At 65.0% G+C, this 25,531-nt stretch carries 24 protein-coding genes and 1 pseudogene; 8 read left to right on the top strand and 17 right to left on the bottom strand.

Annotation, left to right across the window (positions count from 1 at the left end):
- Positions 1-37 precede the first annotated feature (37 nt).
- The 9 genes from SMAL_RS10685 to SMAL_RS10645 form a co-directional block, all read right to left on the bottom strand.
- Entirely contained in the window at positions 38-328 is a 291-nt protein-coding gene (locus SMAL_RS10685) for a RebB family R body protein (protein WP_006368766.1), read from the bottom strand.
- 221 nt (positions 329-549) lie between these two features.
- On the bottom strand, positions 550-1,749 hold the full coding sequence (locus SMAL_RS10680; RefSeq protein ID WP_232273971.1) for an NUDIX domain-containing protein: 1,200 nt from the start codon (positions 1,747-1,749) through the stop codon (positions 550-552).
- Positions 1,712-3,235: a hypothetical protein gene (locus SMAL_RS10675; RefSeq protein WP_012511151.1), complete on the bottom strand. Its 1,524-nt coding sequence runs from the start codon at positions 3,233-3,235 to the stop codon at positions 1,712-1,714. The genes SMAL_RS10680 and SMAL_RS10675 overlap by 38 nt, the downstream gene beginning before the upstream one ends.
- 188 nt (positions 3,236-3,423) lie before the next feature.
- Positions 3,424-4,716 carry a transporter gene (locus tag SMAL_RS10670; RefSeq protein ID WP_012511150.1) on the bottom strand — a complete coding sequence of 431 codons (1,293 nt, stop codon included), beginning with the start codon at positions 4,714-4,716 and terminating at the stop codon, positions 3,424-3,426.
- Positions 4,717-4,762: 46 nt separating this feature from the next.
- Positions 4,763-5,512, bottom strand: coding sequence for a hypothetical protein (locus SMAL_RS10665; protein WP_012511149.1), 750 nt, complete (start codon positions 5,510-5,512; stop codon positions 4,763-4,765).
- A 13-nt stretch (positions 5,513-5,525) separates the two neighbouring features.
- Positions 5,526-6,230: a C39 family peptidase gene (locus tag SMAL_RS10660; protein WP_012511148.1), complete on the bottom strand. Its 705-nt coding sequence runs from the start codon at positions 6,228-6,230 to the stop codon at positions 5,526-5,528.
- Between the two features lie 99 nt (positions 6,231-6,329).
- Positions 6,330-7,646 (bottom strand): FapB/FapC family functional amyloid domain-containing protein, encoded by a 1,317-nt coding sequence (locus tag SMAL_RS10655; RefSeq protein ID WP_012511147.1) that lies wholly within the window; start codon positions 7,644-7,646, stop codon positions 6,330-6,332.
- A gap of 43 nt (positions 7,647-7,689) precedes the next feature.
- Positions 7,690-8,307: a FapB/FapC family functional amyloid domain-containing protein gene (locus SMAL_RS10650; RefSeq protein WP_012511146.1), complete on the bottom strand. Its 618-nt coding sequence runs from the start codon at positions 8,305-8,307 to the stop codon at positions 7,690-7,692.
- The gene (locus SMAL_RS10645; protein ID WP_006368470.1) at positions 8,304-8,837 is read right to left on the bottom strand and encodes a FapA family amyloid fibril periplasmic chaperone; all 534 of its coding nucleotides are present in this window, start codon (positions 8,835-8,837) and stop codon (positions 8,304-8,306) included. The genes SMAL_RS10650 and SMAL_RS10645 overlap by 4 nt, the downstream gene beginning before the upstream one ends.
- Positions 8,838-9,233: 396 nt before the next feature.
- Here SMAL_RS10645 and SMAL_RS10640 point away from each other — a divergent pair, with 396 nt between their 5' ends.
- Positions 9,234-10,589: a sigma-54 interaction domain-containing protein gene (locus SMAL_RS10640; protein WP_006368468.1), complete on the top strand. Its 1,356-nt coding sequence runs from the start codon at positions 9,234-9,236 to the stop codon at positions 10,587-10,589.
- Here SMAL_RS10640 and SMAL_RS10635 read toward each other — a convergent pair whose 3' ends face one another.
- The 5 genes and pseudogenes from SMAL_RS10635 to SMAL_RS10620 form a co-directional block, all read right to left on the bottom strand.
- Complete coding sequence (locus SMAL_RS10635; RefSeq protein WP_006368465.1) at positions 10,590-10,898, bottom strand: DUF6958 family protein; 309 nt, start codon at positions 10,896-10,898, stop codon at positions 10,590-10,592.
- Positions 10,891-11,313, bottom strand: a complete 423-nt coding sequence (locus SMAL_RS10630) for a GFA family protein (protein ID WP_232273969.1) — start codon at positions 11,311-11,313, stop codon at positions 10,891-10,893. Before SMAL_RS10630 ends, SMAL_RS10635 begins: the two co-directional genes overlap by 8 nt.
- A gap of 12 nt (positions 11,314-11,325) precedes the next feature.
- Positions 11,326-11,427: pseudogene (locus SMAL_RS21350) on the bottom strand (GFA family protein); the annotation flags it as partial.
- 68 nt (positions 11,428-11,495) lie between these two features.
- Positions 11,496-12,377 (bottom strand): TolB family protein, encoded by an 882-nt coding sequence (locus SMAL_RS10625; protein ID WP_012511145.1) that lies wholly within the window; start codon positions 12,375-12,377, stop codon positions 11,496-11,498.
- Positions 12,374-13,414 carry a hypothetical protein gene (locus SMAL_RS10620; RefSeq protein WP_012511144.1) on the bottom strand — a complete coding sequence of 347 codons (1,041 nt, stop codon included), beginning with the start codon at positions 13,412-13,414 and terminating at the stop codon, positions 12,374-12,376. Before SMAL_RS10620 ends, SMAL_RS10625 begins: the two co-directional genes overlap by 4 nt.
- A gap of 90 nt (positions 13,415-13,504) precedes the next feature.
- Here SMAL_RS10620 and SMAL_RS10615 point away from each other — a divergent pair, with 90 nt between their 5' ends.
- The gene (locus SMAL_RS10615) at positions 13,505-14,431 is read left to right on the top strand and encodes a LysR substrate-binding domain-containing protein (RefSeq protein ID WP_012511143.1); all 927 of its coding nucleotides are present in this window, start codon (positions 13,505-13,507) and stop codon (positions 14,429-14,431) included.
- Entirely contained in the window at positions 14,428-14,889 is a 462-nt protein-coding gene (locus SMAL_RS10610) for a helix-turn-helix domain-containing protein (RefSeq protein ID WP_012511142.1), read from the top strand. The genes SMAL_RS10615 and SMAL_RS10610 overlap by 4 nt, the downstream gene beginning before the upstream one ends.
- Positions 14,890-14,932: 43 nt before the next feature.
- Here the strand turns inward: SMAL_RS10610 and SMAL_RS10605 are convergent, their stop codons facing one another.
- The gene (locus SMAL_RS10605; protein WP_012511141.1) at positions 14,933-17,410 is read right to left on the bottom strand and encodes an aminotransferase class V-fold PLP-dependent enzyme; all 2,478 of its coding nucleotides are present in this window, start codon (positions 17,408-17,410) and stop codon (positions 14,933-14,935) included.
- 237 nt (positions 17,411-17,647) lie between these two features.
- Here SMAL_RS10605 and SMAL_RS10600 point away from each other — a divergent pair, with 237 nt between their 5' ends.
- Together SMAL_RS10600 and SMAL_RS10595 are read left to right on the top strand one after the other, a co-directional pair.
- Complete coding sequence (locus SMAL_RS10600) at positions 17,648-18,073, top strand: VOC family protein (protein WP_012511140.1); 426 nt, start codon at positions 17,648-17,650, stop codon at positions 18,071-18,073.
- Positions 18,070-18,300: a hypothetical protein gene (locus tag SMAL_RS10595; protein WP_012511139.1), complete on the top strand. Its 231-nt coding sequence runs from the start codon at positions 18,070-18,072 to the stop codon at positions 18,298-18,300. The genes SMAL_RS10600 and SMAL_RS10595 overlap by 4 nt, the downstream gene beginning before the upstream one ends.
- 7 nt (positions 18,301-18,307) lie before the next feature.
- Here SMAL_RS10595 and SMAL_RS10590 read toward each other — a convergent pair whose 3' ends face one another.
- Positions 18,308-19,003 (bottom strand): HAD family hydrolase, encoded by a 696-nt coding sequence (locus tag SMAL_RS10590; protein ID WP_012511138.1) that lies wholly within the window; start codon positions 19,001-19,003, stop codon positions 18,308-18,310.
- A 110-nt stretch (positions 19,004-19,113) separates the two neighbouring features.
- The gene (locus tag SMAL_RS10585) at positions 19,114-19,854 is read right to left on the bottom strand and encodes a DNA/RNA non-specific endonuclease (protein WP_012511137.1); all 741 of its coding nucleotides are present in this window, start codon (positions 19,852-19,854) and stop codon (positions 19,114-19,116) included.
- Positions 19,855-20,668: 814 nt separating this feature from the next.
- On the opposite strand from SMAL_RS10585, the gene SMAL_RS10580 reads away from it, so the two are divergent.
- The 3 genes from SMAL_RS10580 (at position 20,669) to SMAL_RS10570 (ending at position 25,514) form a co-directional block, all read left to right on the top strand.
- Entirely contained in the window at positions 20,669-22,153 is a 1,485-nt protein-coding gene (locus SMAL_RS10580; protein ID WP_012511136.1) for a S1 family peptidase, read from the top strand.
- 247 nt (positions 22,154-22,400) lie between these two features.
- Complete coding sequence (locus SMAL_RS10575) at positions 22,401-23,975, top strand: S15 peptidase family protein (protein WP_012511135.1); 1,575 nt, start codon at positions 22,401-22,403, stop codon at positions 23,973-23,975.
- Positions 23,976-24,062: 87 nt separating this feature from the next.
- A complete protein-coding gene (locus tag SMAL_RS10570) occupies positions 24,063-25,514 on the top strand; it encodes a S41 family peptidase (RefSeq protein ID WP_012511134.1) in 1,452 nt (483 codons plus the stop codon).
- Positions 25,515-25,531: the final 17 nt, after the last annotated feature.

Below are 25,531 nucleotides of genomic sequence, written 5' to 3'. Positions count from 1 at the left end.
CTCCTTGAGGTTGGCGGGTCAGCTACGGAACGACGGATCAGGAACCCAGGCCGCGGACGCGGGTGCTGAGGATTTCCTTGCTCGCTACGGCGGTGGTGGCGGTATCGATCGAGTACAGCGTGGCCACGCCCATGGTGGTGGCCGACTGCGCGGTCACATAGGACTGCTGCTGCGCGTTGGTGGCGTTGTGGGCGGCGTTGGCCAGTGCCTGGGCGGTGGCCTGGTACAGATTGCCCACCGCCATGGCGGGCGCATCGCCCAGCACCTTGGTGTTGGCCTGGGTGACCGAATCGGTGATCTGGTCGTTTACCGCGGTTGGAAATGCCATGTCCTGCTCCTGCGAAAAGGTGGAAGTGCGTGGTATCCAGCGTCACGGTGCGTTGTGCGTAACTGCCTGTGCTTCACCGTGGATGCAGAGTAGAAAGAAGCGTTGTTGGCGGATTGGTGGAATCGACGGAGAATGCGGGGGAAATGGTGTGAAGAAGGCAGGGGCGATGCGGGTGATGCCGTTGTCGGACCATCGATTTCTCCGCATCGTCCGTCGGTTGCCTACTGCTGTTCGATGTAGCGGGCCATGCGCAGATACCAGTCGATGGACTGGGAATCGGCGAAGCGCCGCTGCCTGTACTCCCAGGCGGCAATCGCCGCAGCCCCGACAGGCACGGGCACGGGAACCGGCACGCAGTTTTCCGGAATCCGGGTGGCCTGGTACGCCCCCAGGTACGCGCTCAGCTCGTTCTGGGCCACGGTGCTGACGATGTCCAGCTCCCAGTCGACTACCGCCCCGGCGGTCGGCCGATTGAGCCACGTGGGACGGGCCATCAGATTGACGTTGATGTTCGTTGCCAGCTCCGCGATATCCTGATCGGCCGGAATGTCGAAGCACACCAGGTAGAACTGGGGGCCCTGCGGTGCGGTCTGGAACAGTGTATGGAATGCCATTGCGAAGGGCGCTCCCAGCACGATGCCCGTCTCTTCCAGAAATTCTCGCCTGGCTGCGTCTTCGGCGGCTTCCGCATCGCCCATGCGCCCTCCTGGCAACGCCCATTGCCCGGCTTGGTTGACCAGCGTCGCTGGCCGGGTACCGGCCCAGTTGCGAATGCGCTCCAGCGCAGCGTTGACCCGAGCCTGCAGACCCGCAATCGGCCACACAGCCATATCAGGCACGGTCAGCATGGCCCACGGCGGCGTCGGTGCTCCCGGTGCTGCCGGTGGCCACTGATCGGCGCCCATGCGCGCTGCGCGGTTCACCGCGGTGAACACGGCTGGCACTGCGGCCTGTAGCTGGTCGAGGGCCTGGCCGGCATTGCTGACCGCCGCGACCGCCAGATCGATGGCCGCACGGGTAGCGGCGCCGGTGGCCGGGTTCAACCCGGGCCAGGCCGATTTCGCTGCGAGAGCGGCATTGCCAAGCGTGGCGTTGATTGCGGTGACGGCCACAGCGAGGGCGTCGGCGTCGACCGGTGCGTCGGCGGCCACATTGGCCACCGTCACCAGCGCAGCGGCCGCTTCGGCGACCAGGACCGGCGCCGCATATCCGCTCCACCATGCATTGGTGATCTGTTTGCGTGCGATCAGGTACTGATTGCCTGAGCGAAGGGTTGCATAGACCTGCGTCATTTCGTTTCTCCAGTAGTGGACAGCGAGGAATCTGTAGCCAGGGATCCGTCGTGGGGAATGCCTCGGTGCGGGCGGCGATCCGGGCGGCAGCTCAGTGATTGCGATGCTCGACCAGATAGGTGAACTCAAGCCGCGTGTTCTCGCGCGGCGGAATGGGAGCAAGCAAGGTGTCGTAGCGGGCCTCCCAAGGAGGGGTGTTGCGGCGGTCGAGGAACGGGCGTTGCTGCTCGTCCGGGAGATCCGGCTTGCCGGGCGTGTCGGGGTCGAGCTCCTTGAGCCTGATGGCCAGCTGCGTGGCAACTTCAATGACTTTCTCGCAGAGGATCTGCCTGCGCTCGGGCTCGGCGAAGTCCTCCAGGTCGGTCCATTCGATGGTCGAGCCCATCGCCTTGATGCGATCCATCCCTTTCCAGTTCAGCAGCGCGTCTTTCCATACTTGGGGCGTTGCCAGCACGTCCGGCAGCTCGGTAACGGCCCATATGTAGGTCTGCAGGTTCTGGGTGCGCAGCACATCCAGAAGCGACGCCTTCAGCCAGATGCCGGTCAGGTCCTTCAGTGCGCTGTGATAGGGTGCCCACTCGCTATGGGTCACCTCCGGCTCGTCGGCATCGATCGCGCGGGTGGAGCCGGCATCCCAAGCCTTCTGCTGCAGCGCCAGTTGCGGCGTCTCTCCCAGTTCGGCCAGGGCTCCGGTCAGAAGCTTCCCGACGACCAGGTAGAGCAGCGCGGAACGGGCGATGTTGTCGGGGCAGAACAGCTTCTTCGCAAGAGGTTCCTGCTTGAGCGCACGTTGATACCGGCACCACGCCTGAAGGAGCACGTGCCGCCAGTACCACGCCGTGATTTTCTGCCCTGCCTTCTCACCCGTGAGTGCCTCCTGGATGCGGACGGACTGCGAGTACTTCTTGTCATGGGTCTTGTGCATCATGTAGAGGAAATAGCCGCTCAGCGTCATCGGCAGATTCATCTGCGAGGCGTAGCCCTCCGACCAGAATTTGCTGCAGCGGGCCAGGATGATGCCCGGCGTGTAGCTCTCCCAGTCGGGCTCGCGCAGCTTGTGGCGCAGGAGTGCTGCGGGAATGTTGATGCCGTCATCCACATTGCCCACGTTCAATCCTTCGCCGACCTCCTTCCAGCCGGAGTAGTCGACGGCCTTGAATGCCACGGACTCCAGCTTCAGTCGCCGGGTGTTGATGTGGGTGCTGAGCAGCTCGACGAGATTGAGCGCGAACGGCTTCGCCCAGTCCCCCAGCGTGATGGCATTGACGCCCTGCGTCTCGGCACGCTGAATCGACGTCTGCAGCATCGCCACCAGCTGCTCCTTGAAGGCATAGGCGTCCTCGATGGCCTCGAAAGGCAACGGCGGCGTGACAAGTTCGAAGACGTTGCCGGAATCGGATTCGAGCTTCCACGGTTCGGTTCCGACGATGTCGAAGCAACCTGCGACCACATGGGTGAATGCGAAGATCACGCTGTCATGCGTGCAGAATTCGATCTCGATGCCATACGTGTTATCGGTCAGCGCCTCGCCACCCTTGCCAATCGTGATGCCCTGGACCTGCGGGCGCGTGCTGACGATCCAGCCAAGCCGCTTGTCTTCTGTGATGATTGCCATGCGAAAGCCCCTGCATGAGTGCGCGACCGGGAATGGCCGGCTCAGGGGCATGCTAGAAACGGGGAGACTGCGGGAATCGGCGGAATCGACGCGCAATGCGGGGTCATCGCGCGGATGTGTGCCGATGCGGCGGAATCGACGACGACGGCGGGCCGCAGCCGCGCCATCGCCGGGCCGGGCCGCAGGCGCTAGAGCATGTACGGAATCTTGAACGCCAGGGTGAAGTCCGGCGCATCCGGGGTCAGGCCGATGCCGAGCAGGGTCACCAAGGTGGTGTGCTGGTTCAGCGCATAGGTCACGCCCAGATTCAGTGACGCTGCGTTGGCGTCGCTGCCGATCACCTTCATCCACTTGCCGCCCTCGAATCGGGTGGAGGCACGGGCGCTGATGCGGTCACTGAAGGACAGGCTGAGGCTGGTGCGCTCGTTGAACGCGAACGCCACGCCTGCGCCGAAGTACACCGAGCCGCCCAGCTTCACGTCGCCGGGATTGACCGTGTCCGGATTGCTGTCGATGTCGTTGAACCCGCGCGGAATCGAGTGCACGTAGCCGATGTTGGCGAACAGAATCGCCGGATCGGCGGTCTTGACCATCGACAGGCCGACATTGGCCTGCCACACGCCATTGCCGGTGGGCTGCTCACGTGGCACGGCGAAACGGATGTAGTCATCGTCGTCGCGCTCGATCACTTTCCAGTCCAGGCCGTAGGGCGCTCGCCCGGTTGGCGCGGTCACGCCGGCAGTGAGCACGGTTTCCGGGCGCCAGCCGCGCTCGCCGAACAGGCGGTAGTTCGCACTCAGACCGATATCACCCAGGCCGTTGCCGTTGGTTTCCTCCTGCGCGATGGCCGCTGCTGCGCCACCGGCACCGCCCTTCTGGTAGACCGTGCGTCGCGCCAGGTAAGGCACATCCAGATTCAGCGTGAGGTTCGGGCTGACGCCCCAGCGAGCCGCAACGTTGTAGGTCAACGAATCGGATTCGACGTTCTCGATGGCGATGTTGCCGAGGAAGATCGCGTCCAGGGCAAGGAAGCCGTTGAGGGTGAGCTGCTTACGGTCGTAGCGGGCGTAGGTGAGGCTGTTCTCGATGGTGAAGCGCCGCGAGAACAACGCGGATTGCTGCTGCTTGACGTCATCCACGCTGCGCCTCGACTCCTGCTTGGCCTGCTGCGCCTCGGCGGCGGTGCTGGCGTAGCCTTCGCTGCTGGGTGGAACGGCCGCGGCGGCCGCCGCGGCCAGCGGCGCGGCGGGCGTGGCTGTGGCTGGGCCCACCCGGCCACTCAATCGCGCCTGCATCGCCTGTACCTGCATGTCCAGTTCGCGCAGCCGCCGCACTTCCTGTGCATAGTTGGATTTCAGCTGCTCCAGCTGGTTGGCCAGGGCCTGCACGTCAGCGCCGTCGTCGCCTGTGGGCGGTGCGGCGAGCGCGGTGCCCGCCAGTGCCGCCAGCGCCAACGGGGTGATCCTCAGAAGGGTGTGCATGTTCGTGTCCTGCGTTGTGAAGCGCTTCCCCCAATGCCGCGCCGCGCTACTGGCCCGGCCCCATGCCGCGGTTCAGCGCAATCGCCTGGGCCACGTTCTGGCTCAACGGCAGGTTGCCGCCCACGGTGTCGCGCACCAGCTCCAGCCGCAGCTGGTTGCTGGCGATCTGGCCGTCACCGGCCAGGGCAATGCCCTGGCCGACACTGCCGTTGCGTATCCATTGCTGCACCAGGCCCTGGCCATCCACCTGCAGGAGCAGGCGGGCCTGGTTGCCATCGAGCACCGCGGTCGCGGTTGCACCGGACTGCTGCGCGCTGACCGAACGCGCGCCATCGCTCACTGCAGAAGGCACCTCGCCATCACGCACGCTCAGCGTGGTGACATTGCGGGCGACGTTGCCATCGCCGGCTACCTGTACGCTCTGCACCAGGCCGCTGGCGTTGGCCAGGCCGCTGCTGTCGATGCTGCGGCCGCGGGTGTCCGGCAGTGGCGCATCAGCAGCGGTGACATGCACGCTGGGCTGGAAGCTCAGCTTCGGCGCACCGCCGCCGCGGAAGTCCATGGCCAGGGTCAATGCGCCCTGCAGGGTGGCGCCGTTGCCGGCCTGCCACTGCGAAACCATGGTCACCCCGAACCAGGCCACGTTGTTGCCGCCCACGGTGTAGCGGCCTCGCATCAGGCTCAGTTCCGGGTCCGGAATTTCCTTCAGGCCGCGACCGGGCGTGCCCTCTGCTGCCTGCAGGGGCAGGGTAGGGAAGGCCAGCAGCAGGGCCATCATCAGCGGTTGGCGGAACATGGTCGAACCTCCTTCAGAACAGGTCGGCGTGGCTGAAACCGAAGTCGACCAGTTCGGCATCGGTGATCGGCCCCTGCCGCGCATAGAGCGCGCGCGCACTGGGCCGTTCGCTGGGTTGCAGCAGGGCGGTGTTGCGATCGAAATCGCTGCCGATCACCACGAACACCGCGCGTGATGGCCAGGCCGCAAGGAATTCAGGCAGCGCCAGGCTGCGGTTGCCCAGGATCGGGTCGGCCACTTCCACGATGCCGTTGCGCACCTGCTTGAGCACCACGAAATGGCGGAAGCCGCGCACGTCCATCAGCACCAGGCCGGGGACGCGCAGGGTGCGCAGACGGGATTCGTCGATACGGTAGCCGCGGCCGCGCATGCCCAGCGATTCCACGTAGCGCTTGATGTCGAGCAGCGAAAAGCCGCGCTCGGCCACCAGTGCGGGATCGGAGACCCCCATCATCCCCTCGATCACCGTCGCCTCGTCGGTATCGAGGTGGTAGGCGTGGCGCAGGATGGTGGCCAGCGCAGCCGCCCCACAGCTGTAATCGGTGTGCTGGCGCACCACGTTGCGGTAGCGCCGCTCCTGCATGCTCTCCACCTTCTGCTGCAGCAACGCGCCATTGGGCAGTACGCTGCTGAAGCGCACCTCGCCCGCCGACGCGGAAGTGGTACCCAGCAGCAACAGCATCGCGAGCAGGTGCATCGAGAGGCGGCAACGGATCATCACGTTCTCCGGCAGCAGGGGGGAGCCCCTGTCCCAAGGGGGAGGAGGAACAGGGGCTCCCGGGAACCCGGCCATTGGCGGACGGCCGGGGTGTTGCGCTTACTCGCCGCTGCCACCACCGCCACCGGTGCTGGGCTGGGCGACAGCCAGGGCCAGGCTGTTGGCCTGCAGGTTGCCGGTGCCCGCTGCCACGTTCACGCCGATGTTGCCGGAGGCGCCAGAGAAGGCACTGCCGGACAACGCCGAGGTGTTGGTCGCGTTGACGTTCACCCAGCGCGTGGTGCTGACCGTGCCACTGAGGCTGGCGTACAGATCGGCCACGCCCAGTTCGACGAACTGGCTGGTACCGCTCTCACGCGTATCGAAGCCCAGGCCGCCCACCCCCGGCCGGTTGGGGTTCATCGTGGCGTTCTGGATTTCGTTGTCCAGGTCGATGTGGCCGGTGCTGTTGCCGCCCGGGTGCGGTAGCTCGCCATTCCAGGTGTCCAGGTAGTAATTGGCCATCTGGTAGGCGTTGCCGGTGCCGCGGTAGGTGCCGGCACCGTAGGCCAGGGTCAGGCCGCTGACGCCGCCACGCATGCCGACCTGCACGGTGTCGGTGTAGGACTGCACGAAGCCGGCGTTGCTGACCGTGTTGCCGGTGGAGACCTGGTTGGAGCTGATGCTCGACTGCGCCACTGCGGTGGTCGCCACCGAGGCCGCGAGCGCGTTCTTCTGCTCGTTGTTGTTGCCCGAGGCGATGTTCACGCCGATGTTGCCCGAAGCACCACCGAAGGCGTTGCCGCCGAGGCCTGCGGCGTTGGTGACGCCGGAGTTCATGGTGGCGTTGCCGAATCCGGCCTGGTTCACGAACACTTCGGCATCGGCCATGCCGAAGCTGAAGGATGCATCGGCCGCAGACAGCGACGCGGCGTTGTCCTGGGCGTTGTTGTCGCCGGACACCACGTTGAAGCCGAGGTTGCCCGAAGCGCCGGCACCGACACTGTCGCCGATGGAGGCACTGTTGGTGACAAGGCTGTTGCTGGTGGCGTTGTTGCTGATCGACTGCCGGTTGTCGATCACCGCGATGGCGGCCGAGTCGAGATCAATGTCGCCGGTGATGTTCGGGTCACCGGAGAAGTTGATGTCGGTACTCAGGCGCAGGTCCTTCTCCAGGTTCACGTCGACGCCGTGGTTGTTCTTTTCCTTGCGTTCGTCGGCCTGGATGTTGCTGTGCTTCTGCACATTGACGTTGACGGTGCGGTTGCGTACGTCGTTGTCGGTATGGTTGTGGGTGTCGTTGCGGGTTTCGCTGACGGTGTGGTTGTGGTTGATGTTCGCATTGGCGTTCTGGTTGTCCCAGCCATTGGCCGCAGCGGCGGTCGAGGCAGTGGCAATCGCCATGGCGAGCATGGTCTGTTTGACGGTCGCTTTCATGGTGCCCTCTCTCTCATCAGGTGGTGCATCGGTTGGGTGGTTGTCACGGGCGGTCCTGCACGACCAGGCCAAGCACGTTGGCTGTGTCGTTGCCGCTGCCCGCGATCTGATTGAGTTGCAGGACCCCGTCGAATCCCCGCAGTGCGGTGCTGGCTACACCGGCGCTGCGGGTCCCCGTCGCAACGCCGCGACCGGCGTCGTCCCGCCCCCCTGCCAACGCGGAACCTTCGGCGGCCAGTGCCGTGTCGTCGGATTCGCGTATGCCCTGTCTGGCCAGCGTCGCGCTGACGACGTTGAGCGTCGTGTTGGCGATGCCGCTGGCCTGGTTGATCGAAGCGATGCCGCTGGCACCGGCCAGTGCGTTACCGCCGATGAGCGCGGACGCCTCCATCGGCGCCGACAACGCCCGGTTGCCGCGCTGCAGCTGCTGGGCGCTGATCGCTACTTCGGCGCGTTCGCCGTGGGCGATGCCGCGCAGATTGGCCTGCAGGTTGAGGTCGCCGGCGGCCTGGTTCACGGCGATGGCACCGCTGGCGCCAGCCAGTGCGTGGCCGTCGATGCGGGCGACGTCGAGATAGGCGAGCATGCCGCTGTAGTCATCGGCCCGGGTCGCCCAGGGCGCTGCAGCGAGCAGCAGAAGTAACCCGTGCAGGGCCTTCATTTTCCACCTGCCGGGGCCGTGCCCTGCAGCGGGAACTGGGCCAACGCGCCGCGCACCGTATCGCCGATGCCGCGGGTGCTGTTGCCGACCGCGCCCAGCGGGCCGCTCATGGCGCCGCCCAGGCTGCTGCCGACCATGCCATCGCCGCCACGCCCCAGGGTGCTGCCCAGGGCCTGTTGGGTCACGCGCTCTACCGTTGTGCCGCCAGGCGCCGCGACCATGGCAGTGTGGCCTGCACCCATCCCGGCATAGTCGTCGTCGCTGAGCTCGTCCATGCCGGTCGAGGCGCCACCGCTGCCGAGGGCCGCGGCGATCTCGCGCTGCGGCTTCGGGTCGGCAATCAATGCCATCCCCGGTGGCGCCATGCGATAGGCCGGACGTGCCGAGACATCGCGCAACAGGACGATTTCGCCCGGTTGCGGCTTCACCCCTTGGCGGGCGCCCGATGCTGCCGCAACCCCCGGCAGCAGCAACAGCAGGACGGCCACTGAGGGGCCGAGTCTGCGAAGAACTGGGGTGACACCGTCCATGCCGATCTCCCACGATGGGTGCGGCGGAACCACGCATCAACCGTGCCAACTGCAGAAGGCCCACCAGGCAACACGGGGCGGACACGGTGCGAGGCATCGCTGCTGCCAGGGTGTTACAGGCACGTCGAAGAAATGTTGCGATTGCGCCGCGCCAAGCGCCGCAGGGCAAGGCGCCCGGCGGACTGTCGCATTGTTGTTACAGGTGTCGGCGCGGACTGCAACGGTGCGGCTTCAGCCGTGCATTCCTTGACGCGGCGCTCATTGCGCTGCCGTTTAGCGAAGCGCTAGGATCCGCCCAACAAAGGCCGCCGCGGTGGCCGTAGAGGTCCCGGCGGAGGGTGGCACGCCGGTGATTGGCTGACAGTCCGCCGACGGTGTCCGGATGCTGGGGGAAGCATGGCAGCGGTCCCGGAAGCTTCTACATCACGTTGCGTGCTGTGGTTTGGTGAGCCGTCGGCCAGCGAGCGCAGTGCGCTGGCTGCGGCGGGCTGGTATGTGCGCAGCATCCATCCTGATCCGGCCATGGCGATCGGCCTGCGCGGACGCGATCGATTGCTCGCCGTGCTTGATCTACGGCACCTGGATGCAGCCGCGCTGCAACTGCTGCTGCCGTGGATCGAACAACATCAGCACCTGCCATGTCTGGCGGTAATGCCGCCGAGTCCAGGTGCCGCTCCGCCCGCGTGGTTGCCGTTGCTGCAGCGCTGCCTGGCACGTTTTACGTTGCCGTTCGGGCTGCAGGACATGGTCAGCGCAATGCGCCAGCAGTTCGATGCTGACGACCCGCCGCCGGATGAAGCGTGCAATGGCAGCACGCCACGTGCACTGATCGGCGAGAGCCCGGCACTGCACGCGGTGCGTACCGTCCTGCACAAGTTTGCACCGGTCGAATTGCCGGTGCTGGTCACCGGCGAGACCGGCACCGGCAAGGAGCTGGCAGCGCATGCACTGCACGCGCTGTCAGGCCGCGCCGGCAGGCCGTTCATTGCGGTCAACTGCGGTGCGATCCCGGCCAACCTGGTGCAATCGGAACTGTTCGGGCACGAGCGCGGTTCCTTCACCGGTGCCGACAAGCGCCAGATTGGCGTGTTCGAGTCGGCCCATGGTGGCACCGTCTTCCTCGATGAGGTGGGCGACCTGCCCGCCGAAGCACAGACCAGCCTGCTGCGGGTGCTGCAGGAGGGCACCTTCGAGCGTGTCGGCAGCAGCCAGCCCCTGCGCGCCGATGTGCGGGTGCTTGCCGCGACCCATGTAGAGCTGGAGCAGGCAGTGGCGCAGGGGCGGTTCCGCAGTGATCTTTACTACCGGCTCAACGTGTTGCGGCTGCCGATGCCGCCGCTGCGCGAGCGCGGAGGCGACGTGCAGCTGTTGGCCGAGCACTTCCTGCGCTGCTTCCGCCTGCGCCATGCGGTGCGCGCACGTGGCTTCGCCCCGGCAGCGTTGCAGGCCCTGCGGCGCTTCGACTGGCCCGGCAACGTACGCGAACTGCTCAATCGCGTGCAGCGGGCGGCGATCATGGCCGAGGGCGAGCTGATCAGCGAGCGCGATCTGGAACTGGGCGCACCGGCCCCGAGCTTGCCGGGTGCGATGCTGCACGACGCACGCGGCCAGGCCGAGCGCGATGTGCTGCTGCAGACCCTGCGCCAGACCGGCTACAACGTCTCCGAGTGCGCGCGGCAGATGCAGATCTCGCGGGTCACGGTGTATCGGCTGTGCCGCAAGCACCGGCTGGAACTGCCTGCGCAGCGCTGATCAGCCGGCCGGCAGGTGCTTGAACAGGCGCAACGGCTTGCCCGCGACGCGCTCGATCACGCCCTTGGCTTCCAGGTCAAGCTGCACCGCCTTCAACCACCAACCGGCGGTGGCCCCTGCCGGGAACAGGGAGGCGGGCAGGTGCGGCAACAGCGCCTGTTTCGCCTGCGCAACCGTCAGGCCCGGCGGTTGCGCAGGCAAGCTCAAGAGCAAGGCGTGGCGCATGGCGAGATACTTGGCGCGATCCACGCGCTGGATGTGACCGGGCGTGGTGATGCTTTCGATCTCGATCCGCTCGGGCTCAGACATGGCTGTCTCCGGCGACCTCGATGCGTGGGCTGCGGAAGCCCATGGCGATCCACGCCTTCATCAACCGGGCATAGAACCGCAGTGATCGGGTCTTCAGGTTCGGCACATCGTCGGGAAGGGCAGACGCATCAGCAAGATCACTGACCATCGTCCGCATCTCCACGGCGGGTCTTGTCGATGCCGGCCACAACAGGCCATACAGACTCAGCCAATGGCCGCCGCTGAACTCCAGGAAAAGCGGCGTATTGCAGCAGCTCGCCAGGACGCGGCGGCTGCCGCCCCTGCTGGACAACCGCAACGCGCGCAGCAAGGGATGTCCTGCATCGATGCTGACGCGATCCTTGCGATGCATTACGAAATGCGTCTGGCCATGCGGGCCCAGTACGTCCGGTGCTCGAGGCATCGACTGCAGCATGGCGCCGGCCTTGCGGCAGCTGTCGCAGCAGCATTCGACGGTGGCAATGGGCTGGCCCGTGGCGGTCAGGCGGACCTGGCCGCAGGCGCAGGCGAGGGACTGATGGGAGGGCATCTACATTTTCTCCTGGGGTATTCATTCTCTCGACGAACCGGGGCTGCGGAAATCGACAACATCCACCGTCAAGGGCGCTTCATCTGGTAGCGGATGCGGTACAGATCCAGCCCTGTGCCGTCCGCGCGCCGCGCCGAATAGGTCAACGTGCCGGGTTGCGAGCCATCGAGCATTGCGCCGTAACTGTCGCCGGAGGCCTCGTTCAAGGGGGCCGGCAACGCATGGCCCGCGTCATAACGGCCCCCACGAGCGTAGGCAATGAACTGGCGCACCGGTGCATTGCCGAAGTCCAGAGCGCGGGCAAACACTACCGTTCGGCCGTCGCCCAGGAAGGTGGCATCGAACTCCTGTGCCGCGGTGTTGAGGTCTCCGGGCAGCGGCCGCGCGGGCTGCGCCACGCCACGGACCATCGCTGCGACGTAGAGGTCATGGCCGCCCGCACCGCCTGCACGATTGCTGGAGAACAGCAGTGTGCCTGCGTCCGGCGAGAGCATTGGCGCGAACTCATCGGCCGCGCTGTTCACTGCGGGGCCAAGATTGACCGGCTCCCCGAATCGACCCTCGCTACCCATGCTGACCCGATACAGATCGTCGCCGCCCTGGCCGCCTGCACGATCCGAACAGAAGTACACCACACGGCCATTGGCGGAGAACGCGGGATCGAACTCACGTCCCGGCGTGTTGAACGAGACCGGCGTCGCCGGTCGCCAGCGCTGCCCGTCGTGGCGCGAGACCCAGATGTCATACCCACCCGGACCTCCGGGCCGGTTGCGGCTGAACCACAGTGCGGTTTTTCCGTCCGGGGTCAAGGTCAGTCGAATCTCGTCGTACTGCGTGGAGGCAACGCCCGGGGCAAAGCGTTGGCCGGGGCCGACGATCTGCAGCACCCTTGATGGAGACGCGGGAGGCGACGCAGAAACCAGCAGCATCACGGCCAGCAGCGCCTTCATGCCTGTCGCTCGAAATCGCTGACCCAGTTGGTTTCCCAACTGCGCCCACCATCGGTCGAGGCCGCCTGTTCCCAGCGCGCCGAACGCGGTGTGATGCGTGACCAGATCACCCGCGTCTGGATCGCTCGCCCGTCGTGCTGGTCTTCGCCGAAGAAGCGGCCGACTTCGGCCTCGAAACCACCGCGCAGTGGTACGCCGATCCGGGTCGGCTCGCGGCCATCCAGCCACCAGCTCAGCCAGTGCCGCTCAGCCGCGTTCCAGGCGCGGATGCCCATGCCGCGCAGCGGCGCTCCAGGTACGTGCATCAGATTGTCACCCACGTTGCCGAAGCCTCCCAGTACCGGCCAGTTGTGCAGGGTGCCGTTGAACACGTCCCAAGCATCGCTGCCTGCCAGCCGAGCGCGCAGGCGACGATGGCGCACGTTCCAATGGCCCACCAGGAAATCAAAATCGCCCGGTGCATTCGGCAGCCTCGGAAGTGGAGAGGGGGCCGCCGCAGTGCGGCGAAACCAGTTGCGCCAGTTCACTTCCCAGTGCGCACCGGCATCGTCGGAGAATGCCTGTTCCCACCACGGCTCCTCGCCGTGGATGTCATGCCAGCGGAACCACACGTCGATCGGGCGCCCGTCGATCCGGTCGGTGCCGCGAAAGCTGCCGGCATCGCCCTCGAAAGCGCCGCGCACGGGGGCTTCGATGTGGGCAGGGTTGCGGCCATCGATCCACCAGATCGACCACATGGAAGACACCGGATCAAACGCACGCACGCCCAGGCCCCTGTAGGGGCCCGAAGGCAGCGCCATGACGTTGTCATCGATGGTGCCGAGTCCGCCCAGGGTCAGCCAGACCGCGCTGGAGCCAGTGAAGGACTCCCAACGGGTATCGCCGGCCAGGCGCTCCTTGAGGCGTTGGTGCCGGACATGCCAGTTGCCCTGCAGCCATTTCCAGTCTTCGCTGTGGCTGGCCAGGGCCCACCCGGAGGGCAGGACGCTGGACGCCGCCGTAGCGGTCAGGGTGGCCAGGAACTGCCGTCGATCCATGTGCGTGATCCCCTACCGAAGGGCCTCCATCGTTGCGGGTGCGCGGGGGATTGACCACGCAGATATCGGGGCTCAGGCTAAGTCACACTTATGGTCACCCAACGCCAGCTGCCATCGCTTGCCGCCATCCGCGCCTTCGAGGCGGCGGCGCGGCTGGGCAGCTTCGCGCGTGCCGCCGAAGAGCTCGACACCACTGCGGCATCAGTGAGCTACCACGTGCGGCGTCTGGAGGCCCAGACTGGTACCTGCCTGTTCCTGCGCCACGCACAGCATGTGGAACTGACGGTTGCCGGTGCCAGCATCGCGCAGGAGGCTACAAGGGCGTTCGATGCACTTCGTGCCAGTTTCATGCGCGCTGGGGACATGGATGCAGCGCGACTGCGCCTGTCCGTATTGCCAACGCTGGGCACCAGTTGGTTGACGCCGCGACTGGGCGGCTTCCGCGCGCGTCACCGGGAGCTTGTACTGGAGCTGGATCTATCGGCGGAACCGCAGGACCTGGCAGCGGGTCGCTTCGACGCGGCCATCCGCAACGGGCATGGGGACTGGCCCGGCTTGCAGGCCACGCCCCTGTTTCCCAGCGTATTCACACCGCTGTGCGCACCGTCGCTGCTGCCAGCCGCACGTGACCTGGGTCGTGGCGGGCTGGATGTCGCGCTGCTCGGGCGACCAGACTGGTGGGCAGTGTGGTTCTCCGCTCATGGACAGATTCCACCGCCGGCGCGGGAGAATTTTGTTGCACCATTTGCTGTCGAGCACCTGGACATCGGTGCGGCGATTGCGGGGCAGGGGATCGCCATTGGTTCGCCGATCCTGTTCCAGGCAGAGCTGGACAGCGGGCGACTGGTACAGGCTCATCCAGGTGTGGCCAGTGACGGCCGCAGTTTCTGGTTCGTGGCACCAACTGCGCGCAGCGGCAGCATCAAGGTCAGCGCGTTCCGCGATTGGCTTGGCGAGCAGGCGGCTGAGGCACGACGTGCAGCACGTCATCATCTGGCCAAAGCGGTGACGCCATGAACCAGAGCCCCGAACTACTGCGGCGCCTGCTGCGCGCCAAGGACCGGATGGACCGCGCCAGCCACGAAGAGTGGTCAGTCGCGCGCCTGGCCGAGGTCAGTGCGGTATCGCCAGCGCACTTCGCGCGCTCGTTCAAGCAGGCCTTCGGGCTGCCGCCACACCGCTACCTGCTCAGCCGCCGCATCGAGCGGGCGGTGGCCATGCTGCGCGACACCGATCTGCCGGTGACCGAGATCGCCGCCCAGACCGGCTGGTCCAGCCTGGGTACGTTCGGCCGCATCTTCCGTGACATCACCGGCGATAGTCCGGGCAATGTGCGGGAGCGCGAGCGCGCCGGCCAATCGCTACCCGCCACCGTGCCGGAATGCCACGTACGTGCCGCGCAGCGCCCGGACTTGAACATTGCGGTGCTGGAAAAGCGCCGTCGCGCCGCAGTTGCCAGCGAACGCTCCGCGTAAGCAACCTCCCGCGATGCGCCTGAGGGAGTGCCCTCGAAGAGCATCAGGCTGGCACGGTGCCGGCGATCAGCGTGTCCGCCGTCTCCGCTGGCGTCTCCTCTGCCGGGTCCTCCAGCCCGGAAACATCAGTATCCAGCAGGCAGCTGGCGAACAGGCAGAAGCGGTAGGCGTCGGCGAAATTGGATCCAAGCCCGAATGAAATCCTGACCGCACCACAATCTCCCTTCTCGAGGATCTTCTCGTCGAAGGTCTTGCAGTCGAGGATCTTCCCGGTCTTGTCCAGTTCGCAGTGTTCGGCGCCTGCCGTCGCGTAGGTCGCCTGCTGCACGGCACCGAGGTTGCAGAAACAGCCGTTGCGCAGGGTTATGCCGAAACGCTCTGCGGCGCGCTTGATGCGTGCGTGCGGCATGATCGAGCCATAGCAGTCGAAGAAGTTCAGCATCAGTGTTGCACCCTTTAGCGCGGGAGGCGGCCCATAGATCCGGCACAGCGGCAGGTCACCCTTGATGCGGTGGCGAAGGGATGACAATCGCGTGTCTGTCCACGCCGCCAGGGCGCTTGAGCGCTTGGCCAGCGCTTCTACGCCGCCCATCGCGGCGATGAACTCGAAGCCTCTGGCGATCGCCGGGAAGGCCGCATAGTTGGGCGTGCCCACTTCGAAACGCTGGCCGGCGTCGCGGTAGAGCAGGCGATCGGTGGGCGACCACGGTCCCGAGTAGTAGCAGACGCCTCCGCCCGCGAAGGAGGGTGGCTTTAGCATGCCGAGGGCGGCCCGCCGGGCGAGCAGGCAACCTGCGCCGGTGGGGTAGCCGAAGATCTTGTAGAAGGACGCTACGACAAAGTCGGGACGATGGATCGTGCAGTCCAGCCGTGATTGCGGAACCCAGGCCGCCGCATCACACAGCACCCACGCGCCCTGCTGCTGGGCCTTCCCGATCCACGCCAGATCGTGGCGGACGCCGGTCGCATTGGACTGCGCCGGGAATGCCAGCAGGTGCGGCGCACCGCGCTGGAGCCGTTGCAACGCACGCTCCATCAGCCCGTCATGCAGCAGCAGGTCATCGTCCAGGGGGATGTACTTCACCATCGCCCCCTTTGAGGTGGCGTACTCCCGCAAGCCATGCACCGATGTGTGGTTGTCCTTGGTCAGCAGTAGCTGCGAACCCTGCTGGAAGGGGAATGATTCGGCCACCAGCCGAATCGCACTGCTGGCATTGGCGGTAAAGATGATCTCGTACTCCTCCGACGTGCATCCGAAGAAGGCGTAGATCTCATCGCAGGCCTTCTGGTAGGCAGCATGGGACGCCTTCGATCCGCTGTGCGGATTACCGAGAATGGTCTTCTTGAGCGCCTGGCAGTCCTGCTCAAGCAGGCTGTCAGGTGGCAGCGTTCCGCCAACATGATCCAGGTAGGTCACTTGTTGCTCATCCAGCCGCGCGTACTCATGCTGGCGCATTGTCTCGACCTGGTGCTCGGGATAAGCGGGATGGTCGGCGAGGAACTGCACCCTGGCATCGTGGAAGGCTGCCACGGCCTGCGCGCAGGATGGAGCTTGCGAGCCCACAGGGCACGGCGACGTCGTCAGGCGCGAGAGGTTGCGGAACTCGAGCAAGGGCCGGAAATCAGCGGGCGGAATGACCGTTGGCAGGGCCACACCCGTCGGATCCATCCTGCCGCTTATCAGCCAGGCCTCCACCCGATAGCACTGGTCTGGGACCTGTACATGGATCGCCTCCATCATCGCATCGAGGTAGCGTTCCCGGCTGGGGGTATCGCACTGATTGAACTCCTCCAGCAGGATGCACGCGTTGAAGAGGAACTCGCGGACATCAGCTTCGCCAAGCGAGAACGCGAGCGGGCGCAGCGCGGCGCATTCGCCGTCGCTGCGATCCAGCCCCTCGATCGCGAAGGCGCGCGTGATGGGGGACGGATCGGTCAGGCTCAGGGCCGCATCCATCAGTCGCGATGGCATGCCAAAGTGCCTCTGCGACTGCTGGCGTGCCAGTTCAAACAACTGGTTGTAGTGGAACGCCGTAGCATAGACCCTGCCTCCTGGGCGAAGTACGCGCCTGAATTCGCGGGCAACCCTGGCCTTGTCGGGAGGGAACATCAAGCCGAAACCACACACGATGATGTCGAAGCTGTTGTCCGCGAAGGGCAGCTCGGCCATGTCGACGTCGGAAAGCAGTGGGACGTCATGTTGAAGCTCGGCGCTCAATACGCTCCGGGCCACGTCCACCGCGATCGCCGACAGGTCCGTGGCGACCAGATTGAGGCCCAGCGGCTTGGCCAGGTCCTGGTACAGGTTGGCCGTTATTACCCCTGTTCCGCAGGCGACCTCCAGGATGTCGGTAGCACCCGGTGCGGCACGGATGTCCGCAGCGATCTCCTGCGCCAGCAGTTTTCCGTAAGGACGGAATATTCGTGGGCTCAGCACGCGCTCATAGAATTCCATGAAGGTGCTGAGCGACCAGTTTCGTTCGGATACCACCTTGCATTGGTGCGGCGAGACATCCTGCATGGCGCGCTCCAGGGAGGTGCAGAAGTGCAGCGGGGTGGGGAGTCGCGGCCCTTATCGCACGCCTGCTGAAACGCTTTGAGTGATTGATATCACATAATGCGCACTTAATATTTCTGGAAAATGCGCACTATCACGCATTCCCGCATTCATGGGGACGGTCGCCGGCCGATACCGCAGTTTTGGAGAAGCGCTGCCGGCAACGGATTGCTAACGTGGACCGCACCTGAGGGAGGTCCCATGACAAACACTGTGAACACGGTCGGCCTATATGTGCGCGACCAAGATGAAGCGCTTGCGTTCTACGTCGACACGCTTGGCTTTGAGGTGCATACCGACGTACGCAATGGCAGCTATCGCTGGCTTACCGTACGCAGCCCCGGCCAGGACGGTTTCCAGCTGGGTCTGTTCGTGCCAGGCCCGCCCACCCATGACGCGGCTACGGCTCTGGCGCTGCAGCAGCTGGTGGCCAAGGGCGCGATGCCACCGCTGGTGCTGGCGGTGGAGAACTGCCGGGCGCGCCATGTGGAATGGCAGGCCAAAGGCGTTGAGTTCACCCAGGAGCCGATCGAACGCTATGGTGCGGTGGATGCAGGATTCCGTGATCCATCCGGCAATGGCTGGAAAATGATCGAAGCGCGCTCCGAGGCGAGGCGCCAGCAATGAATCGCGGCCACTGGGCACGGCCTGTGCACCGCTGGACATCGATCGTGTTCACGCTTGCGGTGGTCGCCAATTTCGTGGCGCGTGCGATGGGGCAGGGCGAGCCATCGGCGTGGATTACCTATGCGCCGCTGCCACCCTTGTTCCTGCAGCTGTTGACCGGCCTGTATCTGTTTGCCCTGCATTACGCAGGCAAGCGCCGCAGCGCCTCGCTGGGCGCTGCGGGCTGAGAACGGATCAGGCGACTGCGTCGACCGCATGGGCGGCAAGCAGGGCGGGCAGGTCTTCCATGCGCTGGAAGATCACCTGCGCACCCGCGGCACGCAGGGCCTCCGGCGTACTGTGGTGCGGACCGCCTTCGCTGAAACCGAATACGGTTGCGCCAGCGGCCACACCGGCCGTTGCGCCGGTCACGGTGTCTTCGATCACCGCGCAGCGTTTCGGGTCCACGCCCAGCGCTGCAGCGGCAGCCAGATAGACATCCGGATGCGGTTTGGTGTGCGGCATGTCCTGGCCGCTGAACACGTGGGCACCGAAGGCATCAAGGATGCCGACCTTGCCCAGTTGCAGCTTCACCTTGTGCAGGTCCGCACCGGACGCGCAGGCGATCCTCCCGCCGGTGGCGGCGGCGATCGCACGCACGGCCTCGGGCGCACCCTGGATCGCAACCAGGTCGCGTTCCAATGCCCGGTTGCGCTGCTGGCGGAACTCTTCCAGCCATTCCTCGGTGAACAGCTTGCCGGTGCGCTCTTCGATCAGCCCGGCCAGATGGGCCACGGACTGGCCGAGGAAGACTTCACCCGCCTGCGCAGGGGTGAGTGCCCAGCCGCGCTCGGTCAGCATTTCCGAGAGCACGCGGGCTACCAGCGGTTCGGAATCAACGAGTACGCCATCGCAGTCGAACAGCACGGCATCGAAGGGAAAACGGGACATCTACAGCTCCTGGGCAATGCAGCGGGGCAATCACCGGCCATTTTCCCACAGCCGCGCAAGCGGGGCACCCGTGGCCATGCCGAGCGCCCCGCGTCCATCCAACAGGATGTTCAGCCCAGATCACAGCCCGCCGGCTGCGGCCAGGTGGTGGCCGGCAGCATGTTCTTCAGCGAAGCCGGTGCGTTGATGGCCACGTAGCTGGCACCGAGCAGCTCTTCCAGGTCGGCGATGGTCACCAGATAGTTGTCCAGGCTGCCGAGGTTGGCCTCATTGGGGATGATCCAGCTGATCGCCTTGGCGGTACCGGTGTTCGGGTCACGGGTGATGACGGTCTTCCAGAAGAATTCCGGGGTCGGAATGCCGTGGCTGGCCAGGAAGTAATCGTTGGACGCGTCGCCGTAGACCACGCCGCCGTAGACATCCACCGGCGCGATGTCGCGGTAGCACTCGGCCACGTTCTCGGCCTTCACCCAGATGCCCTGGTTGAAGCTGGACACCTGCGGGACGATGTTGCTCATGTAGTTGGCGCGACGGATGTAGGTCGCGTTGTAGTCCATGTGGTTGGAGGTCACCAGATGGCCGCGGTCATAGCCGCTACGGATGCTGGCATACGACGCGGTGCTGTTCTGGCCGAGGCAACCGGCCGGCAGGTCGGGGTCCTTGTAGAAGCTGGACGGGCGCGCGGCGGAGCCGGTGTCGGCGGTGAGCGTGTACTCGTAGCGGGTGGCGCTGTGGATGCTGCAGTCGTAGGTGAGCACGAAGCCGCCCTTGTTGAGGGTAACGACCTGGGCCTGGGCAGCGCCAGCGAAGGCGCTGAGGACGAACGCGAAGAAGAAGCTTGCAAGGCGCATTGCGGTTCTCCAGCAGAAGTTCAGGGCGCAGCCGTCCGCCACGACCATGCCGGGGCGAGGTCATGTGGAGACGTTGCGGAGTCGGGTGCTGCGGATTGCGGTAGGACCTGGCCGCACGGGTCGGGCCGTGCAGGCCCTGCGGTGTCGTAAGCGTCACAAGCTGTCGCCTTTCGGTCAACGACGAAAAGGCGAAGCTGTGACCGCCCGCAAGCACTGGAGATGTGTCAGATCAGGAGGCGGAGACTGAAACGAGCGCATGCTACTGCAGACGCGCCTCGCAACGTGCAGGCTGTGCCCTTCCCCCGCCAGATTTGAGCCATCACCAATCTGGGATTAAGGTCGCATTTCTATTCAGGTGGCCAGGCTAAGCTGCGGCTGGGGAAGTCGGGCTGCCAGCACCGATGGGCCGCGCAAAGCGGGCCAGGTGCATACAGGGAAGGAGCTTGGACATATGCGCAGTTCGAAGGCCGCGTCGTACGCAGCGCCGGTGGCCGCCATCTTGGGTGGCTTTGGCCTGATCCCCTTCAGCGTCTCTCACCCAAGGGCGGCATCAGGCCGAGTGCTCGGTCCCATCCGGCCGATAACATCGTCGGGTCGAGCTCCATTGAGCCTCTGTCGACGATGCGAATCCGCTCATTGGACAACCTGCACAACCCTATCTTCGCAATTGTCCATGAGTGCAAATGCACTCATCCGCGTCGTGTTGGTCGACGAGCCGCGTTGACATATCCAATCACCTTCATTGCGTGAACTTCGGCCCAACAGCACGGGCGCGATGATGATGTTCCACGTTTCGAGAAAAGAGGAGCGGACGATGCACAAGCAACGCTGGAGGAAGATGCGTGGGCTGGTGGGATTGCTTCTGACGACACTGGGCTTTTCGGTGTCTGCCAAACCCGGCGATATCGATCCAACGATCTACTCCTATTCGCGCGCCTATGGCGTGACAGAAAGGGAAGCGGCCCAGCGACAAACGGCTACGATGAGGGCGGGGCAGCTCGAAAGACAGTTACAGGCCCTGCATCCTGAGACGTTTGCGGGTCTTTACATCGAGCATGTGCCTGACTTCCGCGTAGTGGTGAAACTCACTTCCACGCCGATACAGACCCTGCGAAGTTTCACGACGGATTCACGCTATACAGCTGTGATCGCCCCTCAATCAATGGAGATGATGCACGCGGTGCAAGACGAAGGAGACGCACAGTTGCGCTCCGCAGGCATCGAGTTTATGTCGGGCATCGACATCAAGCGATCCATGGTCACATTCCACGTCAAGGATGTTGACAGAGCAACCCGTGCAATGTGGCGTCTACTGCGCGCAGTTGACTTCGTCGAGCTATTGCCCACCACCGGCTTTGTGGAGACCACCACCATTTCCGGAGGGCACCGGATCAATGGGTCTCCCCAACGCTGCACCACTGGCTTCAACGTCTTCGATGCCGATAACGATCTTGGCATTACAACTGCCGGTCACTGCGACAACGTGGCAACCTACGTTGGCCTTTCTTCACCACTTGTATTCCAGTCCGAGAACAATCAAGGGGACTACGATGTACAGTGGCACAAAGAGCCGAGTTCGGGCGCACGCCATGCCCAGAAGAATCAGATCGAACTGGTTGCCGGGCCGACTCCGACACTGGACATTACCAGCACCCTGCCATCCACTTCTCTTCCAGTGGGCGCGTCAGTCTGCAAGAGCGGATATGCCGGCAGCTACATGTGCGGCACGATAATCGACAAGAATTCGCACTCGAACCATAATAATGCGATCGGCAATTACATCCGCGCCACTAGCACGACAGGCGATGCGATGTCAGTAGGAGGCGACAGCGGTGGCCCGGTGTTCGTAGGGAACGCAGCGGTCGGCATCATCCACGGGCGCGGCGACCCGGGAACGGCTTACAGGAATGATCTGTTCTACATGCCCATCGAGCGCATCTCGTCCCTGGGTCTGACGGTACTCACCGAATCGTTCGATATCGAGAAAATCGACGAAGTGTCAGGGCGCTATGCATCGAACATTCCCGTGGAGATCGACTTTCGGGGTAAACCCAAGTTTCCGCTGACGCTCTCCATCACCTCTGTCAACTGCCTTCCGTCGCAGCCATGCGGAACGTGGTCCTTCGACTTCCCTGAGAAGACCCAGACGCCATTTGTGTACGCCTGGTCCTGTGCGCTCATCGAAGGACTCTGGTGGGATAGCCCACCCATTACCGCCATTCTGCAGAGCTCGCTCAAGGATGCGTCCGGTCTGGAAACTTCAGCGGTGGAACACAAGGTCAATTGCTCTGTCTTCTGATGTTGGCATGCGCTGCGTTCACTCAGCTGGAAGGGCCTGTTGAAAGTCGCCGTTGCGCCGCCGTGTCTCACCCCCACTGATGGGGAATGAGGCATGTTGACGTCCATCCATCCTTAAGTGAGAAGGAGCGTCACAGTCTCGATCCGCGTGAAGCCGCGATGCGTCATGTTGCGTCGCAAGGTGCCACCCACCATTCGCACTGGTACGGTCCAACCCGTTGCATCACAACCGACGGGGACAGACGACGATGCGCAAGGTATTGCTGCTGTTGATCCTGCTGACCGGGCTGGCGCCCACCGCCTGGGCGGCCACGGTCAAGACCACCCACCGCACCATTCCCAGCTGGGATGGAACCCCTCTCGGGGCCTTCGTCATCGAACCGCAGGACGCAGGCAGCGGTCGCTATCCGCTGCTGGTGATGCCCAGCAGCTGGGCAGTTCCGAGCGTCGAATATGTGGGCGTGGCACAGTCATTGGCGCGACGTGGCTACGTGGTCATAAGCTACAGTTCGCGCGGATTCTGGGAATCGGGCGGCGCCATCGACATTGCCGGGCCGGCCACTGTCGAAGATGTCAGCGCCCTGATCGACTGGGCGCTGGACAACACCCGGGCTGATCCGGCGCGGATCGGCGTCTCCGGCATCTCCTACGGCGCCGGCACCAGCCTGCTGGCGGCGGCGCGCGATCCGCGCATCAAGGCCGTGGCGGCCCTGAGCGGTTGGGCCGACCTGCAGGCGTCGCTGTACAGCAACGACACCCCCAGCGCACAGGGCATCGCCCTGCTGGTGGCAGCCGGGCTGGCCACGGGGCGCCCAGGTGCGGAGCTGGCCACCATCAACCGCAGCGTGCTGCTGGGCAACTACCAGGGTGCGGTGGATTCGCTGTTGCCGGTTGCGGCCCAGCGCAGCCCCGGCGCCAGCATCGACGAGATCAACGCCAACCAGCCAGCCGTTTTCCTGGCCAACGCGTTCAACGACAGCCTGTTCCCGCCGGGCCAGCTGGTGGATTTCTTCAATCGCCTGAAGGGCCCCAAGCAGCTGCAGCTGCGCCACGGCGACCACGCACTCAACGAGGCCTTCGGTGCGCTGGGAATTCCCAATGAGGTCTATGACCAGGTGGGGGCGTGGTTCGATCACTACCTGAAAGGCACGCCCAATGGGATCGAGCGCCAGGCGGCAGTGCAGTTGAAGTCGCAGAAGGGCAGCTGGGGCCGCTATCCGGACTGGCAGGCCACCAACAGTGGCGCCGTCAGCTACGGGCTGACCGCACCGGGCGGGTTGCTGCTGCCCACTGGTGGCCTGGCAGAGAACGGGCGTACCACGGGCTGGAACTATCGCATCGGCAGTGGCCTGCTGACGGCGGCCAACTCCGGCATCGCGATGGCGTCTGGCGCGCTGCAGATGATCAATCTGCCACCGGGGGCCTATGTGCCGTTCGTGGGACGCAATGCCGCCGGTGTCTGGCAGGGGCCGATCTACTGGAGCGCCCGGCGCCTGGATGGTGCCCCCGAAGTGCGCGTGACCGTCACCCCCAGCCGCGCCAACACCACGCTGTATGCCTACCTGTATGCGGAAGATGTGCTGGGCAATGGCCAGCTGATCAGCCACAAGCCCTACACGCTGCGTGGTGCCACGCCGGGCGAGCCGAAGACGCTCGACCTGCGCCTCGAAGCAAGCAGCTGGAACATTCCGGCCGGCAGCCGCCTGACCCTGGTGGTCGATACGGTGGATCTGCGCTATGCCGGCATCAGCCAGCTGGGTGGTGCGGTGACCTTCAGTTCGCCCGCCAACGCACCTTCGGTACTGAAGGTGCCGCTGCATTGATGGGGTGCCGCGCCCGTTGCGGCGGGCGCGGCACAGCATGCGGGAAAGCTGCCAGACTGCAGATTGATCCAGGGTAGGGTTGAATCGATGACCATCGCAGGGCTGCTGATCGGTGCGCTGCTTGCTGCACCGGGCGCGCAGGATGCGCCGACCGACTGGTCGGCCACGCTGATGAAGGATCTGGATGCCGCCGACGCGGCCATGCGCGGCAGTCATCCAGGCATGGTTGACCGGCAGAATCCCGGTTTCGTTGCGCAGCTGGACGATGCGTTGGCGCTTGCACGCTCACGCACCGGCAAGGTCGGCAGTTTCGCCGGGTACTGGTGGGCGATGAAGGGCTATGCGGCGGCGTTCAATGATGGTCATGTCAGCCTCAATGCACTTGCCGGCGCGCCGGAGCTGCCAACGCGTTGGCCCGGTTTCCTGACCGGCTTCGACGGCGACAGGCAGTTGGTCATGACCGTGGACGGTGGCCCGGGCCATCCGCCGCTGGGGGCACGGTTGCTGTCGTGTGATGGCAGTGATGCACAAACACTGGCTGCACGCCGGGTGGGTGACTTCAGCGGGCGCTGGAACCTGCAGGCCAGCCGCATCCTGACCGGTGGCGAAGTGATGCTGGACCAGGGCAATCCGTTCGTGACTACGCTGCACACCTGCATGTTCGGAGTGGGTGGGCATGAGAAGGCCTATGCGCTGCGGTGGCAGCCGCTGCAGGCAGCACAGCGCAAGGAGCGCCTGGCCGACACCCGCCGCAGTTTCCGCCCGGCCAACGGCTGGCACACGATGCCCGATGGCGGCTACTGGATCATTACCAGCAGCTTCAACGCCGACCCGACCGAGCAGAATTTCAGGCAACTGACCGGCCTGCTTGAACAGCTTTCGCTGAAAGCCGAGGCGCTGCAGCAGGCGCCGCTGGTGGTGCTCGACGTACGTGGCAACAGTGGCGGTGCTTCGCATTGGAGCATCGAGCTGGCGCGGTTGATCTGGGGCCGCGATGCCGTGGATGCGCTGCCTGACCACAGCTGGGTCGAATGGCGGACGTCCGATGCCAACATCGCGCAGCTGCGCGGTTTCCTGCAGAAGTTGAAGCAGGCGCCCGACGCCTCGCCCGAGCTGCTGCGTATGCTGGAAACCGTGACGGCGGGAATGGTGCAGGCAGCTGGGAGAGGGGAGGCGCTGTGGCACGACCCTTCCAGCATCCCGGCAGGTGAGGCATCGAAGCCGGTCCGTGCCGGATCAATGCGCAGCGGCAGGGTAGTGGTACTGGCCGATGCCTCGTGTGGCTCGGCCTGCCTGGATGCACTGGACCTGTGGAAGCAGCTGGGTGCGGAGCAGGTAGGCGTGGAGACCTCGGCCGACAGCCTTTACATGGATGTACGGCCGGAACGGCTGCCCAGCGGGCTGGCCAGGATCTCGGTGCCGATGAAGGTTTTTCGGGGACGGGTGCGTGGTTCGAATCAACCGCACGTTCCCCATCGCCGGTATGAGGGCGACATGAGAGACACTGCGGCACTGGAAGCATGGATATCGGGCAAATGATCCGGGCCTGACGGCTC

Origin of the sequence: Stenotrophomonas maltophilia R551-3 (assembly GCF_000020665.1) — a bacterium.
Classification (GTDB): Bacteria; Pseudomonadota; Gammaproteobacteria; order Xanthomonadales; family Xanthomonadaceae; genus Stenotrophomonas; species Stenotrophomonas maltophilia_L.
The sequence above is the reverse complement of the archived record's forward strand: the minus strand, read 5'-3'. Positions and strand labels throughout refer to the sequence as shown.